This window comes from Mesorhizobium sp. M0174 (genome assembly GCF_040322275.1).
Taxonomy (GTDB): Bacteria; Pseudomonadota; Alphaproteobacteria; order Rhizobiales; family Rhizobiaceae; genus Mesorhizobium.
Map to the genome: position 1 here is coordinate 36,408 of NZ_JAMYTB010000002.1, position 14,897 is coordinate 51,304.

The following is a 14,897-nucleotide window of genomic DNA, read 5'->3' on the forward strand; positions in this document are numbered from 1 at the left end:
CATCGCCATCCCAGTGCCGGAACGGCTTTTCGCCGTCGACGACAACTTGCATGCCATTTGCGTTGGCGAACTTATGGACATCGGCGCGATCCAGCGCCGGCGATCCGCGATATGAATAATTCAAAAGCACGGCCATGCCTGGCCTCTTCAGCACGCGTGCGATTTCCACAAAATGTCGTTCCGCGAGGCCGGCCAGCACCAGATAGGGAAAGCTGTCGACGGCCAGCACGCGGTCGAAGCTGGCATCGCGAAAATCGGCAAGGTCGAAACCGCGGGTAGGGCGGAATTCTACATTGCCGAGCCCGGCGCATCGCCGGCGGGCGATCGAGATCATCGCCGGGGATATATCGCTGCCGACGATCCGGTGCGATAGAGCAGAGAGCACCTGTTCGAACCGACCGATGCCACAGCCGATATCTAGTATGTCGCGGTCGGTACCGGTAAAGCCTCGCCTCTCCAGCCATGTAACGATCTCAGCCGTAGCGGCCGCGAGGTTTTCCTCATTGCCCAGCGATGACAGCTGGACGCTCGCCGCCGGGGAGATCGCCGCCGCCGCGTCAAACCCGGCCGCCAGCCGCTTGACGACCGCATCATCGGTCTCGCCACCGCCACGCTCGTGCCGAACGGCAGCACCTATTTTGCGCAGCGTGGCGAAGATCTCAGGCCTGCGCTGAAGCAGGTCCGCGATCCGTTGTAATTTTGCCGTCTTTCGCGGATCGGCCGAATGCGTGTTTTGTGCAATCTTCGCCAGTTCTGCGGGTTCGATTCCTGTCTCGAAACGGAGAGCCAGCCTGGCGATGACGGCTTCGACGCCGGCACCGTCTGCCATGCAGTCCTCCAGCACCCGCCTTGCTGATGTCGACCGCCGAGGTCCTGGCTGGGTCGCGCTCATCGCCCTTTGCTCCGCGTCCAGATCTTGCGCATCGTCCACCGGTCGACGGCGCCCCAGCTGTATTTGTAGGCCTCTTGTCCGCGCAGAAAATCGAACTCTTCCGCGCCTTCGCAGATCGCCTGCCTTATCGCCTGGCCGATGAGCAGCGCGCCGGGACTTTCATCGGCATAGGCCGGATCGAAGCCACCGAGATAAGCGTAAGCGCGGCCCCGATGATGGAACCCGTAATAGGCGCCCACGATCACGTCACCGATGGTGATGAGCCAGCATCGGGCAAGCACTTGTGCGACCAGTTTCGGCAGCGCCTGACGGTGGAATGCTTCCACGCGGGAATCGGACAGAACCCCGTCGCCGTGTCCGGCCCAGCGCGCGCGGTGAAGGCGGATCAGGTGATCGAGGAATGTCTGCGGATCGGACAAAGCGGGTTCGATGGAGACCCTGCCGCGTCTCGACGCGGCCCCGAGGGCGCGGCGCAATTGGCGCCTCCGCCGCGCCGGAACACAGCCTTGAAGCGTCTGGTCGCCGACGAGAGCGAGCACCGGGCAAGCGGCATGACTGACGGCTTGGCACGATTCGAGCGCGGCATGCCTGATGGCAAGGCCGGCGCCGCCGGGAGGCAGGTCCTGCAAGATCCACTGCGACCAGCCGAGGGAAAGAACCGTGTCGGCGATGGCGACGGCGACCGGTTCGGCGGTTTCGGGAATACAAAGGACGTCCAGATAGTCGCTCAACGAAATGCCGAGCGGAAGCAGCCGCGCGCCGGCGTCCTGGCGTTCCAGATAGAGTGGCGCCAGGCCGACCAGATCGTCGCCACTCCAAACGGCGACGGTCGCTAGCTCGCCGGGAGCGAATGTCCGCCACCATGGCAGTAACCATGCGGGAGACTGGAACGGCGTCGCCGAGGGACTGCGCGACCAGAGTTCCCACCAGTGTGGCTCAAGGGCTTCGAGGCCGGCCGGATCGTCGATGATCTCACCGCGGAGCATGTCCCGCTCACTTCGCCGTCGCGAGCTGCCCGCTGTCTGTGCCGAGCCGTGCCAGCGCCCGATAGGCGTCCATGTAGGAGGAAACCATGCGGTCGAGTGAAAAGCGCCGCCGCGCCTCGGCCCGGCAGGTCTCGGGATCCAGGCCGGCCGCGGCAAGGATGGCTTGCGCCATCTCGTCGACATCCCCGACCAGATACCCGGTCTTGCCGTGCTCAACCACATCCGGCAGTGCGCCATTCGGGAAGGCCACCACGGGTGTGCCGCAGGCGAGCGCCTCCATGGCCACGAGCGAACTGGTTTCCGCGGCGAGGCTCGGGATGACCAGGCATCGGGCTGTGTTCAGCAGGTGCCGCTTGGCGACAAAGCCGACCGGACCAAGGAAGCGGCGCCGGTCGTCCAGCCGAGGTTCGACCTCGTCGCCAAAATACGCGGTGTGGGTTTCGTAAGGGTAGACTTTGCCGCCGATGACCAACGGCACACCGGCCTTCTTGGCTGCGTCCAGCGCCAGATGGATGCCCTTTTCCGGGCAGACGCGGCTGAGCACGAGGGCAAAGTCGCGCTTGGCCTGCCGCTCGCTGAGCGCGTCGATGTCCACTCCGTTCGGGATCGGTTCGATGAGCCTGGCTCCCGGCGGCGCGGTTCTTTGCTGAGCCGCTGATACCGCATGCAGCCACAGATCCTCCCGTGTCGGATTGAGAGCGTCGGCCGGATACCAGTCGAGCGGCAAGTGCAGGGTCACCAATGTCGGCCCGTCGCCCGGCAGATAGGCGTCGAAATCGATGCCGTGCAAATGAACCACGTCGATTGGCCAGCGAGCGCGTGCGGTAGCGATTGCAGCGCGATGAGCACGCTGCGCCCGGCGCTTCGCCGCTTCATCGAGCACGCCCGGTTCGGCCGGCGTCTCGATGAGAGTGCCCGCAGCGCTCGAGCCCTGGCAACCGATCACGATCGAGCGGTGTCCGGCCTGTACGAGCGCCTGGTCGAGCATCGACAGCACCTGCTCGGCACCACCGACCGCATCCGGCCCGACCGGGGCGAGGGGATAGGCGACGTTGAGGACGGTGAGCGTCATGGCGGGAGAGCCGAAGCTCCTCACGCCGCGGAGGCGCGTAGCCTGCCGACGGAGGGGGCAGCGATGCTGCCGGCATAGCGGCGCGTCATTGCCGCGCAGAACTCGGCGAATTCCTCCGGCACCAGCGGCGGACTGCTGTGGTGCGGCATCATTCCGCGATGCTCCGGCGTGAAGCAGAAAGTAACGGTAACGTCGAAGTCGGCCAACGCCTCCATCTGCCGGTCGAACCAGTCAAGCGCGTTCGGCCTGAAGCTGTCGGCCCAGGAAAGTCCGGTACGCAGATTGGTGACGCCGAGGCGTTTCATCCAGGCAACGGCGTCATCAAGCCGGTGATCTTCGAAATGGAACCACTGCACCAGTCCTAATGCCGGCGTGTGGTGCAGGAACTCCTCGAGCGCGGGCTTTGGCGTGCCGTCCTGGCGAAGCAGGCCCATGTAGAAATGGCGATAGTAAGACGAGCCTTCCGCCTCGCGATGGCGCGTCGTCGCTTCCCACTCGCGCGGCAGGTCGTAGAGGCTGTACCATTGGATGCGCGGTGCGTTGCCGATCAGCAATTCCGCGGTCCGGCGCAGGCCCCAGACCTGTACCTCCTCGGCGCCGAAGGTCGACACGCCGACCTCGCTGACCCATACCGGAAGATCGGTGACAGCCGAGATCTCGCCGACCTTCTGCGGCCATTCGTGGATCTGCCAGAGGTTCCAGTCGAGCGGAAAGCCGTGTACGGCGACCGCGTCGACGTGATCGAGCACGCCGAATTCCTTCATCCGGGTCATGAAGCCGGCATCGATCGGCGAGATGCCGCCCAGCACCTTGGTCAAGGCGGGATTCTCCGCCGCGATCGCGTCGGCGGCCAGGATTGCCGTAGCGGCGAAGCGGCTCCAGTCGGGGTCGAGCTCGGGATCCCAGTGGGATTTGTTGTTGGGCTCGTTCCAGATCATCGCGGCTTCAATCATTTATCTGTCCTTTCGACGGGTAGACGGCGCCGCCGCCGGCCGGCACGTCGGCGGTGCGGCAGAAATAGACCTCCTGTTCCGGTTGCAGCACGATCTTGAAGCCGGCGCTGCGAAGCATGGCTTCGGTGCAGGCGCGATTGGGAATCCACCAGTTGGTCGGGTCGTCGGCGTAACGATGCTCGATGAAATGCAGCTTTGGGAATTCCGGCCGGTCGAAAAGGTCGTGGGTCCAGAAATGATAGTTCTGCTCGAGCGCCGGCACGTTGGTGCTGCCGCGTTGCATCGACTGGAAGATCATCAGGTCGTCGGCGACGTGCTCCCGGATCAGATCGAGTGCGAGCAGAGGATGGCGCAAATGGTAGAGCACGCCCATGAACAGCACGATGTCGAACCGCTCATGCAGGGCGCCAACGTCGTAGACCGAGAGCTGCCGGAATTCGATGTCGCAGTCTGCGACCTCGGCGGCAAAGCGCGCCTGCGCCAGGTAAGCTTCATCGAAGTCGATGCCTAGCACGCGGCCGGCGCCGCGACGTTTCATCTCGATCGAGTAGAAACCCGCATTGCAGCCTATGTCGAGCACCGCCTTACCGGAAAGATCGGCGGGAATCGCGCCGGCGAATTTGCGCCATTTGATCAGCGGATAATTGCCAAGGAAATGGTCGGGAGCGGTTTCGATGCCGGCCAGCTCCATATTGTGGAACCATGGGCCGAGCGCATCGATACGGCGGCGGATCTCGGCATCGGAATGCAGCATGGCTAGCCTCCTTCGCCTGCGAGGATAGGGACGTGCTGGTGGCCGGGCAGCGTAATGGCGGCTTGGTCGTCCTTGGTACCGGCGGCGCTTTCAAGCAGCCGCAATGCGGTGCGGTAACCGTTGAAGGTGCCGACGTCGACATAGGCGGTGCCAGCCTTGATGCCATAGGCTTGGCCACCGGCGGCGAGATAGGCGTTGACCAGCGTGCCGATATATTCGTCGCACCGGTCCCGTTCCCGCCACAGCGCGGCGAGCTGATGAAGGGTGCGGCCGGGCATCTTGAACGCACCCCAGATCCAGTTCGACGCGGCATTCTGTTGCTTGACCTGGATTTGCTTCACCCGGCCGTCCTCGTCGACAATGACGGCATCGAAGAACTCCGGCTGGTCCACCGGAAACAGCAGGAAGGACAGGCCGTCGTCCGGGAGGGCCAGGAACCCGTCTTCGGGAAACCAGATCGTGTCGGGCAACCCGACCAGAACGGTCTCGTCGGCTGCGACGAGCGGCGCGGCGCGGAAGATGGCGTCGCAAAGGCCGACCGGAGAGGGCTGCACCACAAACAGCGCGGCCGCATCGGCATAGCCGGCAGAATAATATTCCAGGATATCCGACTTACCCGAGCCGATGACGAAACAGATCTTGTCGGCCCCAGCGCGCACCATGCGGCGCACCAGGTATTCGCTGACCGCGCAAGGCCGCTCGGTGTTGCCGTCGATGCGGCTGCCGACCGGCAGAAGCTCCTTCGAAAAGCCGAGCGGCTGGATGCGGCTTCCCCGTCCGGCTGCGGGCACGATGCCCAACATCAAACTGCCTCCTTCAACGGCTCGCCATGCGTGGAGCCGTGCAGTGCATCGGACAGGATGCGGTCGAATTCCTTCGCGCGCCGCGCCGAGGTGTGTTCGTCCAGCACCCGCTCGCGCGCACGGCGGCGAATCGCGTCAAGCTCGGCGTCGGACAGGTCGAGCGCCGCGACCACGTCGTCGGTGCTGTTGGCCACGACGATCTCTTCACCGGGCCGGAAAAAGGCCTCCAGTCCGGGCCATGTGTCGCTCACCATCGCAGCCCCGCAAGCGGCGGCTTCGAACAGCCGGCCGGAAGGACACCAGCCCCGTTCGGCCATCGCCTCGCGGGTCACGTTCAGGGTCATTCGTGATGATGAAAAGAAGGCGGGGTGGTCGGCCGGCGGCAGATGCCGGACGAAGAAGATATTGTCGCTCCACGGGAATTCCTGCGGATATTGTGCGCCGCCAATAATGAAACGGTGATCCGGCAGGCGCGCAGCCGGGCTGACCAGCAACCTCTCGACCCCGGCCTGGCGGTCTGCCGCATAGGTTCCAAGATAGGACAGGTCGCCGGCAAACTCCGGCCTGGGCGGGGCGGGCCGGTGTCGCTCTGGATCGACATGGCCGTAGAGCGGCATGACGCGGCGTGCACCCAGCGTCGACCTCAATGCGTCGATCGCGGTTCCTCCCGTGTAGCTCAGCACGAGATCGAAATCGCGAAGCCCTTCCGGCCCGAAATAGGCCGGAGGCTCGCCTTGTTCGATCCGCGCCAGCGTCACCGGCGTGTCCAGATCGTAGAAGACCTTCAGCCCGCGACAGGCCTGGTGAGCAAGGCGCGACGCGCTCACGGCATCGGGGCAATAGGAGGTGACGATGACGACATCGGCCTCTTTCATCGCCTGCTCGGCAACGCGCTGGATGTCCTCCCAATCCGGGTAAAGGACAAGGTTGCCGCCATCCAACTGGTCGAGATCGCGTGTACCGGCATAATAGGGAGTGTTGCGTTCGAAGAAGGTGATGGACCAGCCCAGCCCGGCCATCGCCCGGATCAATCCGCGCCACAGCGTGGCGTGGCCGTTGCCCCACGACGATGTCACGGTAAGACCGAAAATGACCATGCGCATCCGGCAAATTCCTCGTCAGGCAGCTTCGTTGAGTCTGATCAGCTTCGACCCCCAGTCCCCCCAAACAACTGTGGTGATCGACGCTGGGTCGATATCGAAGCGAAAGCAGTTCCCCAGCGACAGGCCGAGCACTTTGCACACCGCGGCCTTGATGACGTCGGCATGGCTGACCAGTGCAACGGACTGGTTCTGGTAGGTGCCGCGGACCTGTTCGATCAGCAAGACGACGCGTTGCTGCACGTCCAGCATGGTCTCGCCGCTCGGCGTTCTCGCCTGCTGACGCTGGTCGTTCCACGCTCGCCAGTCGGCATCCTTGTTCAGCTCCTCGAAGGTCTTTCCCGACCAGGTGCCGAAGTCGATCTCATCGAGTTCCTCGCGGATCACGATTTCACCGGCATTGCAGGCAAGCGCCATCGGATTGGCAGTCTCCTGCGTGCGTTCGCGCGGGCTGCAGAAGATTGCCGCTACCGGCTCGCGTGCCATACGGTCAGCCAGATGCGAGGCCTGTGCCCTGCCGGCCTCGCCGAGGCAAACGCCGGCCATCCGCCCGGCAAGATAACAGCCGACATTGTCATGCGCGGCGTGGCGCACCAGAAAAAACGTCGTCGTCATTCCGCCGCATCGAGCATCGGCTCGTCCTTGCCAGCGATGAAAGAGAGTGTGCGCTGGCGGGCTTCCGCGTCGGTGAACTGCTCGGGCGGCGATTTCATGAAATAGCTGCAGGGGCCGGTCAGCGCGCCCGCGATGCCGCGGTCGAGCGCCAGCTTGGCGCAACGCACCGCATCGATGACGACGCCGGCCGAATTGGGCGAATCCCACACTTCCAGCTTGAGCTCGGCATTCAGCGGCACGCCGCCGAAGGTCGTGCCTTCGACCCGGATATAGGCCCACTTGCGGTCGGTCAGCCATGGGACATGGTCGCTCGGCCCGACGTGAATGTTGCCGGGCTCCAGGGGAACGTCGATCTGGCTGGTGACGGATTGCGTCTTTGAGATCTTCTTTGATTCCAGCCGCTCGCGTTCCAGCATGTTGAGGAAGTCGGTGTTGCCGCCGAAATTGAGCTGGTAGGTGCGATCGATGCGCACGCCGCGCTCACGGAACAGGTTGGCGAGCAGCCGGTGGACGATCGTCGCACCGACCTGGCTCTTGATGTCGTCGCCGATCAGCGGCAGCCCGTGCTGCTCGAAGCGCCGGCGCCACTCCGGCCGCGAGGCGATGAAGACTGGTATGCAGTTGACGAAGGCGCAGCCCGCCTCGAGCGCGCACTCGGCATAAAAGCGTGTTGCCTCCTCCGAACCGACAGGCAGATAGGACACCAGGATCTCGGCGCCGCTTTCGGCGAGGATGTTGCCGACATTGGCGACCGGCTCGTCGGCCTCCTCGATCTCGTCGCGCAGATATTTGCCGATGCCGTCCAGCGTCGGTCCGCGTTCGACGCGAACGCCGGTAGGTGCAACATTGGCAAAGCGGAAAGTATTGTTGGGCGCGCTGTAGATCGCGTCTGCCACATCACGTCCGACCTTGCCCTTGGCGACGTCGAAAGCGCAGACCACCTCGATGTCCTTGACATGGTAGCCGCCAAGATCGGCATGCATCAGCCCGGGTATGGGCTCATTGCTCCTTGCGTCGCGGTAATAGGTGATGCCCTGAACAAGGGAGGAGGCGCAGTTGCCCACGCCGACTATTCCGATCCGAACTTTCTTCGATCCCACGAAACCGCTGCCTATGCTGTTGAAGGTAAGTTCTTCGTGCCAAACCGCCTTCCTCCCGGATTGTTCCTTGCCGGCTGTAAAAATCGTGCAACCGACGGTGGATCAAAGTAGCGTCGGCCGAGTTGTGCAGCGGGGGATGAGGCCAACCGGGACGGACAATGATCGTCTATGGCGACCACAAGCAAACTGAGAGCGCGCGATATGTTCGCGCCTCGGCTCGCGACGCGGCCGGGCACATCGCGGACATGCCAAGCGGGATCGGACGGCACGCAGCCCTGGTCGGCCTGTTCATCAAGGTCTCGGAATTGGTCCAGGGCCTTGCCGACGCGGAATTCGAGGCCAAGGGCACGGACAGGAATTCTCCACAACGGATCGCGGGCGCAAATCTCCTGGTCGGCTTGGCCCGGGACGTGGGCAGATCGTGGAGGGCCGGATTCGCCGTCGACGGCCCGGTCGATGCCGAAGTGCCGCGAATGTTGGCCGAACTCGAATGCGATGGCGACATTCTGACCGGCGCGGCTGAGGGCTACGCTCATTACGGGCTTTATCCGGAGAGCTATTTCGTCGCCGCGCGGCAGTCGGGTCTCGATGCGAACACATGCGTAATCGGCATCCGCAGCATCGGCCTGGGGCTTGCAGCGATGGTGGCTGCAGCCATCGGCGCGCCAGCACCCGTCAGCGTCCGTCCGACCGGCCATCCGTTTCGCAGGCGGCTTGCCGCCGATCCGGAGCTGATCGGCGGCTGGATGACGAAGCCATCGGCCCGCTTTGCCATCGTCGATGAGGGCCCGGGTCTGTCCGGCAGCTCGTTCCATGCCGTCGTCGCATGGCTACAAGCGCTGGGCATCGATACCAGGCGCATCCATCTGTTCCCAAGTCATTTGCGTGGCCCGGGCCCCGAGACATCGGCGGACATCCGTGAGGCATGGACGGTGTGCCAAAAACACACCGCGGATTTCGAACGGACTTTCCCCGCTGGGGCGCTGCGGGATTGGGTGGCTAGAATGATCGGCCGCACAGCGGTCAGCCTGATGGAAATATCCGCCGGAGAGTGGCGTCGCTTGCATTATGGCTCGCAGGATCATTGGCCGCCCGTTCATCGCGGCTTCGAGCGGCGGAAGTTCCTCGCTTCCGCGGGCCGGGAAAAATGGTCGGTCAAATTCGTCGGCCTCGGTGAAATCGGAATGCACAAGGCCGAGACCGCCAGGAGGCTGCACGACGCAGGCTTTGGCCCGGAAGTCGCCGGGCTGTGCCATGGCTTTCTGGTCGAACGCTGGATCGACGGCACAACGCTGGACCGGGCAACGCTTTCGAAAGAAAAATTGGTCGCTCACCTGGCGGGCTATCTCGCCTGGCGCGCAGCCAATCTGCCCGCCTCGGAGCCAGGTGCCTGGCTGGAGGCGCTTGCGGACATGGCCGTGCGGAATACAAGTGAGGCGCTGGGCGAAGGCCGCGCGGCGGAGCTGCAGACCTGGTTCTCGAAACAGGCTCCACCCAAGACCATGCAGCGGGTCGAGATCGACGGGCGGCTTCACCCGTGGGAGTTCATCCTTTCGCGCAGTGGAACGCTGGTCAAGACGGACGCCCTCGATCATTGCCGATCGCACGATCTGATCGGCTGCCAGAACATCGCCTGGGACATTGCCGGCGCCCGTGTCGAGTACAGCCTCTCCGACCCGGCGACTGGGGCGCTTTGCAAGGCCGTGGAAGCGAGAGCCTCCCGTCCCGTCGATGCCAATCTGGTCCACTACTATGAGCCCTGCTATCTTGCGTTCCAGCTTGGCTTGTGGAGCATGGCTGCACGATCTGGCGATGATCGGGAACAGATCCGGCTGGCGGCCGCGGCAAGACGTTATACCTCGATGTTGCTTCGTTTCCTGGAGAACCAAGGGGAGCTGCGGCCCTTCGACCAGGATCAGTCCAGCCGGCGAAGCATATCCGCTTCCTTTTCGAGGATGGCGACTACCTCCTCGCGCTGAAGATGCGTCATCATCAGGCTCACGCAACATTCCAGATAGGTGATGGAGGCGCGCCGCAGGAAGGCAGCCGTCTCCTTTGCGGCCATTTGCTCGATGTCTTTGGCGGATCGCTTCGGATGCACAATCGTCTCCATGCCGGTACCTTGGCAGAACCAGAAGCTGGACGGGTTGTTCCCGCGACGAGAAAAAGTGACCAAATCCGAAACGACCGCGCGATCATGCAGCGGCCAGACGCTCCCCGCCTCAGGCCGGCAGGTTTTGCAGCCGGCCTGAGGCAGAACGTACGGTGGCGGCAATTTGACGTCTTCTGTCGATCATCTGCGCCGTCTCAAGCTCGGCAAAATAGCCGATCGTGTGCATCAAACCTTGCCTGAGCGGCACTTTTGGCGACCAGCCGAGAAGCTTCCTTGCGCGGGAAATATCGGGTTGCCGACGACGAGGATCGTCTTGCGGCAGCGGCAGGAATTTCACGTCCGATTTGGTTGCGGTCATGCCTCTCACCAGGCTCGCCAGTTGCAGGATGGTGAACTCCCCCGGATTGCCCAGATTGACCGGCTTGCGTGGATTGGGATCGACCTCCATCAACCGGATCAAGCCGTCGACCAGATCGGAAACGTAGCAGAACGACCTCGTCTGCAGCCCGTCGCCGAATATCGTCAGCGGCCGTCTCTCGAGTGCCTGCATGATCAGATTGGAAACGATCCGTCCGTCCGCAGGGTCCATCCTGGGACCATAGGTGTTGAAGATGCGCGCGACACGGATATCGGCTTTTCCCATTCTCAGATAATCGAAGCATAGGGTCTCGGCGGTGCGCTTGCCTTCGTCATAGCAGGCGCGGGGGCCGATGCAGTTCACGTGGCCGACATAGTCTTCCTTCTGCGGATGCTGTTCGGGATCGCCATAGATCTCGCTGGTGGACGCCTGCAGGAAGCGGGCGCCACTACGGGCGGCAAGCTCCAGCAGATTGAGCGTCCCGATGACACAAGTCCGCGTCGTGTGGACCGGGTCGGCCTGGTAACGCGGCGGCGAGGCCGCGCATGCCATGTTGAAGATGCGATCCACCGGTTCGCCAGGCTCCAACGGCCGGCAAATGTCTTGCTTGATCAGCCGAAAATCCGGACGATCGGCGATCGATGCTATGTTCTCCATGCGGCCGGTAAGGAAATTGTCGACGCAGATCACGCGCCAGCCGGCCTGGAGCATTGTCTCGCAAAGATGCGAACCGAGGAAGCCGGCGCCGCCGGCGACAAGCACGGTCTTGGTCCGTTGCGCCTTTCTTGATAGCTGCATCTCTATCTTCTCCCGTCTGCGGGTCATGCTGCGCTCTCGACGTCCAGATCGAGAACAGAACGTGGCGATTTGGCTTGCGCCAGCAGCGCAACGAATTCGCGGGCTCTTGCGATGCTTGTGTGAGCTGCCAGGATGAGCACGCGCGCCTGCGTGGCCATGGCAAGCCGGGCGCCGTCGGATTCTCCAGACAGGATACCGATTACGTCCTCGGTCCTGCGCGCCGTGTGAATCGTCCGCCCTGGAAACAGGCTGTCCAGTCCGGCCCAGCTATCGCTGATGATCGCCGTGCCGCAGGCCGCTGCCTCGAAGAGGCGCACGCTGGGCGACCATCCGGCCGCGATCATGGAACTGCGCGTGACGTTCAACGTGTAGCGTTGGCGGCTGTAAAAGGCGGCATGGTCTGCCGGCGGCAGGTGTTCGATGCGATCGACATTGTCCGGCCAGGCGATTTCGCGCGGATATTGCGAGCCGGCAACGACGAAGCGACGCTCAGGCATGCGACGCGCCGGTTCGAACAGCAGGGCCTCCAGCGTCGCCTGGCGGTCGGGGCTGTACGTGCCGAGATAGCCGAGATCCCAGCGGATTGGGTCACCGGTTCCGTGATGCCGTTCCGGGTCGACGGAACAGTAGAGCGGCTCGGCCCGCCTCGCGCCGAATTCCGCAGTCAGACGGGCAAGCGTCGGCCCGCCGGTAAAGGAGAAGTAGACATCGAAATACGGGACCTGCCGCCTGGCAATATACTCGCAATCATCGGTTGAAAGCTTTGCCAGCGTGACCGGCGTGTCGATGTCGTAGAAGCAGAACTGACCTGTGCACAGCGATGCCACGACGTCGATGATTTCAGGACCTTCGGGAACGAAGGAGCCGACGACCACGATATCGGCATCGCGCAGGCAGCGCGCAAAATTGCGGCGAAGATCATCGGTCGTTTCATAGTAGCGCAACGCGCAGAAATCGGGGTCGCGCAGATCCCGGTGACTTGCGTACCACGGCACGTCGCGTTCGAGAAAGGTGACGCGGTGACCGAGTTCGTGGAGACCTTTAAGCAGCCCCCGAAAGGTGGTGGCGTGGCCGTTTCCCCAGGACGAGGAGAGCGACAGGCCAAGAAAGACGATGTCGAGCGGCTTCGTCATTCGGCCGCCTCCACGGTCGGACGCTCGAAATGGCGCCTGAAAATGGCGTCGGCCAAAACGGCCCGTGTCGTATAGGTATGTTCGCCAAGTACCCGCCGAAGCGCGGATGCCCCGATCGCCTTGGCCTGTTCGGCGCTAAGGCTTTGCATGATCTCGGCGACGTCCTCGCCATCGCGCGCGACCAGGATTTCCTCGCCGGGTTTCAGGAACAGGTCCACACCGAGCCAGGCGTCGGTGATGAGGCACGCGCCGGCGCCGGCTGCCTCGAACACGCGCGTCGCAGGTGAAAAGCCATTGGCCGCCATGCTGTCGCGGCTGATGTTCAGCACCGCCTTGGCCGTGACGTTCAGAGCATTGTGGTCACGCGTGCCGACATGGCCGAGCCATCGGACATTGGCGGGCATCTGCTTGTCGCCCCAGCCAGATCCGCCGAGCAGGAAGCGCTGATCGGCCGAGCGGCCGGCCGGGTCGAGGAAGAAGGCCTCGACGCGCGCCTCGCGGTCCGGCAGCCGGTTGCCGAGGAAGGCGAGATCGCAGGCAAAACGCATATCTTTGCCGACCGGATGATGCGTTTCCGGATCGAGCGCATTGTAGATCGGCACGCATTCGGCCGCTCCCATGGCCCGATAGGCCCAGACCACCGGGTCGCCGCCGCCATAGGTCAGCACGAGGTCGATTTCCTGCAGCGCGCGATGCAGCGGATGGTCGGGCTCGTCGCGCAACTGGCCGAGCGTCGCCGGCGCATCGACATCCCAGAATACGGTCAGCGCATCGGCACGGGCGTGATCGAGCACCGCCCGCAACAGCGCGTCGTCGGCGAAACCGACGCCGCTTGCCTTGACGACGATATCTGCCTCCGCCGCCCGCGCGGCCACCTGCATCATGGCATGCGGGGTGGCCTCGTAGACGACCACGGCACACCAGTCCGGCGCCTCGATGTCGCGGTTTTTCTGGCGATCGTAGACGTCCGGCTCGTAGAAGGTGATGTCATAGCCGAGCCTTGCCAAGGCCTTGAGCAGCCCGCGGTAATAGGTTGCCGCGCCGTTCCAATAGGACGACAGCAGACTCGATCCATAGAATGCGATCTTCATTCGGCGGCCTCCTTTGCAAGGATCGTGTCGGCGGCTTGGCGGTGCCCGCATTCGGCGAGCACGCCGAACAATTCATCCGCCCGGTGCCGGCATGTGTGCCGCAAGCGGATGGTCTCGAGGCCCGAGGTCGCCAGAGAAGCGGCGAGATCCGCATCGTGCAGCACGGCGCGAAGATGACGCCGCATCTCGAAGCCATTATTTGCAAACAAGAAATCGGTGCCGGGCCTGAACAAGCGTTCGACATCGGACCAAGGCGCCGAAACAAGCGGAATGCCGCAGGCGAGCGCCTCGAACATGCGGATGGTCGGGATGCCGGGCAGGCTTTCGCGATATGGACGCCGCGGGATGTGAACCGTGATGCGGTTCGCCGCGAATGCCTTCGGCACGTCGGCATTGGCGATCCAGCCTTCGTAGCGCAGGCCGGCGGCCGCAAGGTCGGCGAGCGCCTCCGGCGGATAGCGAACGCCGTGGACGGTTCCGCTCAGGCCGAGCTCACGCACCGGGCCGACCAGGAACTCCCTGATTTCGGCGCTGCGCTCGTCGTCGCCCCAATTGCCGATCCAGATAAGGTCGGAACTACGCTCGATTTCAGGATGCGGCTGGAACAGGTGGTCATCGGCTGCCTCGTGCCAGGTGAAGACCCGCTTGCCCCATCCGGCACGGAGATAGCTTTCCCGCAGCGCCTCGCCGAAGGCGAGCACGCCGTCATAATGTTCAAGCCGCAAGGAGGAGATCGCTTGCGTGGCCGATATGGCGCGATGGTGCGTGTCGTGGAACAGCAGCGTGAAACGCCCGCCATTCGCTTTCACCCTGCCCAGCCGCGCGACAAGATCCGGCTCGGTCCACTCATGCACGATCACCACATCGGCATCGGAGATCCAGGCTTCGTGGTCGAAGGCGGCGTCATAGGTGACCGGCATCAGCTCGGGAAAGTCGTTCCGGAATCGTTCGATGGCGAAGGATCCTTTCTCGGCCAGCAGGTTCGACCGGCTCCAGCCGTCGGCGGGCTCCAGCGCGATAGCCTGGTGCCCGCGCGCGACCAGCTCACGCATGATGCCCCGCAGGAAATGTGCGTTGCCGTGGTTCCAGTCGGAAACGATCGAATGGGTGTAGAACAAAAACCGCATAA

General features: G+C 63.6%; 13 protein-coding genes and 1 pseudogene. 1 reads left to right on the forward strand and 13 read right to left on the reverse strand.

What is annotated here, in order from left to right:
* Positions 1–124 precede the first annotated feature (124 nt).
* The 9 genes and pseudogenes from NKJ13_RS03630 to NKJ13_RS03670 form a co-directional block, all read right to left on the reverse strand.
* Positions 125–892, reverse strand: a pseudogene (locus tag NKJ13_RS03630) (class I SAM-dependent methyltransferase); the annotation flags it as partial.
* A complete protein-coding gene (locus NKJ13_RS03635; RefSeq protein WP_352505433.1) occupies positions 889–1,878 on the reverse strand; it encodes a GNAT family N-acetyltransferase in 990 nt (329 codons plus the stop codon). The gene NKJ13_RS03635 and the pseudogene NKJ13_RS03630, both read right to left, overlap by 4 nt.
* A gap of 7 nt (positions 1,879–1,885) precedes the next feature.
* Positions 1,886–2,950, reverse strand: coding sequence for a glycosyltransferase family 4 protein (locus NKJ13_RS03640; RefSeq protein WP_352688578.1), 1,065 nt, complete (start codon positions 2,948–2,950; stop codon positions 1,886–1,888).
* 20 nt (positions 2,951–2,970) lie between these two features.
* A complete protein-coding gene (locus NKJ13_RS03645; RefSeq protein ID WP_352505431.1) occupies positions 2,971–3,903 on the reverse strand; it encodes a glycoside hydrolase 5 family protein in 933 nt (310 codons plus the stop codon).
* Positions 3,896–4,657, reverse strand: coding sequence for a TIGR04290 family methyltransferase (locus tag NKJ13_RS03650; RefSeq protein ID WP_352737248.1), 762 nt, complete (start codon positions 4,655–4,657; stop codon positions 3,896–3,898). The genes NKJ13_RS03645 and NKJ13_RS03650 overlap by 8 nt, the downstream gene beginning before the upstream one ends.
* A 2-nt stretch (positions 4,658–4,659) precedes the next feature.
* A complete protein-coding gene (locus NKJ13_RS03655) occupies positions 4,660–5,460 on the reverse strand; it encodes a nucleotidyltransferase family protein (RefSeq protein ID WP_352737247.1) in 801 nt (266 codons plus the stop codon).
* The gene (locus NKJ13_RS03660; protein ID WP_352701929.1) at positions 5,460–6,563 is read right to left on the reverse strand and encodes a CgeB family protein; all 1,104 of its coding nucleotides are present in this window, start codon (positions 6,561–6,563) and stop codon (positions 5,460–5,462) included. Before NKJ13_RS03660 ends, NKJ13_RS03655 begins: the two co-directional genes overlap by 1 nt.
* 15 nt (positions 6,564–6,578) lie before the next feature.
* Positions 6,579–7,175, reverse strand: a complete 597-nt coding sequence (locus tag NKJ13_RS03665) for a histidine phosphatase family protein (RefSeq protein WP_352737246.1) — start codon at positions 7,173–7,175, stop codon at positions 6,579–6,581.
* Positions 7,172–8,275 carry an inositol-3-phosphate synthase gene (locus NKJ13_RS03670; RefSeq protein ID WP_352505425.1) on the reverse strand — a complete coding sequence of 368 codons (1,104 nt, stop codon included), beginning with the start codon at positions 8,273–8,275 and terminating at the stop codon, positions 7,172–7,174. Before NKJ13_RS03670 ends, NKJ13_RS03665 begins: the two co-directional genes overlap by 4 nt.
* A 158-nt stretch (positions 8,276–8,433) precedes the next feature.
* Between NKJ13_RS03670 and NKJ13_RS03675 the strand changes: the two genes are divergently transcribed.
* Positions 8,434–10,254: a hypothetical protein gene (locus NKJ13_RS03675; RefSeq protein ID WP_352737245.1), complete on the forward strand. Its 1,821-nt coding sequence runs from the start codon at positions 8,434–8,436 to the stop codon at positions 10,252–10,254.
* Positions 10,255–10,497: 243 nt separating this feature from the next.
* Here the strand turns inward: NKJ13_RS03675 and NKJ13_RS03680 are convergent, their stop codons facing one another.
* The 4 genes from NKJ13_RS03680 to NKJ13_RS03695 are packed head-to-tail and all read right to left on the reverse strand — an operon-like array spanning position 10,498 to position 14,895.
* Positions 10,498–11,544: a UDP-glucuronic acid decarboxylase family protein gene (locus NKJ13_RS03680; protein WP_352701920.1), complete on the reverse strand. Its 1,047-nt coding sequence runs from the start codon at positions 11,542–11,544 to the stop codon at positions 10,498–10,500.
* Positions 11,545–11,567: 23 nt separating this feature from the next.
* The gene (locus NKJ13_RS03685; RefSeq protein ID WP_352701918.1) at positions 11,568–12,677 is read right to left on the reverse strand and encodes a CgeB family protein; all 1,110 of its coding nucleotides are present in this window, start codon (positions 12,675–12,677) and stop codon (positions 11,568–11,570) included.
* Positions 12,674–13,768, reverse strand: coding sequence for a CgeB family protein (locus tag NKJ13_RS03690; protein ID WP_352701915.1), 1,095 nt, complete (start codon positions 13,766–13,768; stop codon positions 12,674–12,676). The genes NKJ13_RS03685 and NKJ13_RS03690 overlap by 4 nt, the downstream gene beginning before the upstream one ends.
* A complete protein-coding gene (locus tag NKJ13_RS03695; RefSeq protein WP_352737244.1) occupies positions 13,765–14,895 on the reverse strand; it encodes a CgeB family protein in 1,131 nt (376 codons plus the stop codon). The genes NKJ13_RS03690 and NKJ13_RS03695 overlap by 4 nt, the downstream gene beginning before the upstream one ends.
* Between the last annotated feature and the right edge of the window lie 2 nt (positions 14,896–14,897).

What these genes read in the sequence shown, in the direction of transcription:
- NKJ13_RS03690 (WP_352701915.1), bottom strand. Translation starts at nt 13,768, where the DNA reads ATGAAGATCGCATTCTATGGATCGAGTCTGCTGTCGTCCTATTGGAAC.
- NKJ13_RS03675 (WP_352737245.1), top strand. Translation starts at nt 8,434, where the DNA reads ATGATCGTCTATGGCGACCACAAGCAAACTGAGAGCGCGCGATATGTT.
- NKJ13_RS03665 (WP_352737246.1), bottom strand. Translation starts at nt 7,175, where the DNA reads ATGACGACGACGTTTTTTCTGGTGCGCCACGCCGCGCATGACAATGTC.
- NKJ13_RS03685 (WP_352701918.1), bottom strand. Translation starts at nt 12,677, where the DNA reads ATGACGAAGCCGCTCGACATCGTCTTTCTTGGCCTGTCGCTCTCCTCG.
- NKJ13_RS03640 (WP_352688578.1), bottom strand. Translation starts at nt 2,950, where the DNA reads ATGACGCTCACCGTCCTCAACGTCGCCTATCCCCTCGCCCCGGTCGGG.
- NKJ13_RS03650 (WP_352737248.1), bottom strand. Translation starts at nt 4,657, where the DNA reads ATGCTGCATTCCGATGCCGAGATCCGCCGCCGTATCGATGCGCTCGGC.
- NKJ13_RS03660 (WP_352701929.1), bottom strand. Translation starts at nt 6,563, where the DNA reads ATGCGCATGGTCATTTTCGGTCTTACCGTGACATCGTCGTGGGGCAAC.
- NKJ13_RS03635 (WP_352505433.1), bottom strand. Translation starts at nt 1,878, where the DNA reads ATGCTCCGCGGTGAGATCATCGACGATCCGGCCGGCCTCGAAGCCCTT.
- NKJ13_RS03645 (WP_352505431.1), bottom strand. Translation starts at nt 3,903, where the DNA reads ATGATTGAAGCCGCGATGATCTGGAACGAGCCCAACAACAAATCCCAC.
- NKJ13_RS03680 (WP_352701920.1), bottom strand. Translation starts at nt 11,544, where the DNA reads ATGCAGCTATCAAGAAAGGCGCAACGGACCAAGACCGTGCTTGTCGCC.
- NKJ13_RS03655 (WP_352737247.1), bottom strand. Translation starts at nt 5,460, where the DNA reads ATGTTGGGCATCGTGCCCGCAGCCGGACGGGGAAGCCGCATCCAGCCG.
- NKJ13_RS03695 (WP_352737244.1), bottom strand. Translation starts at nt 14,895, where the DNA reads ATGCGGTTTTTGTTCTACACCCATTCGATCGTTTCCGACTGGAACCAC.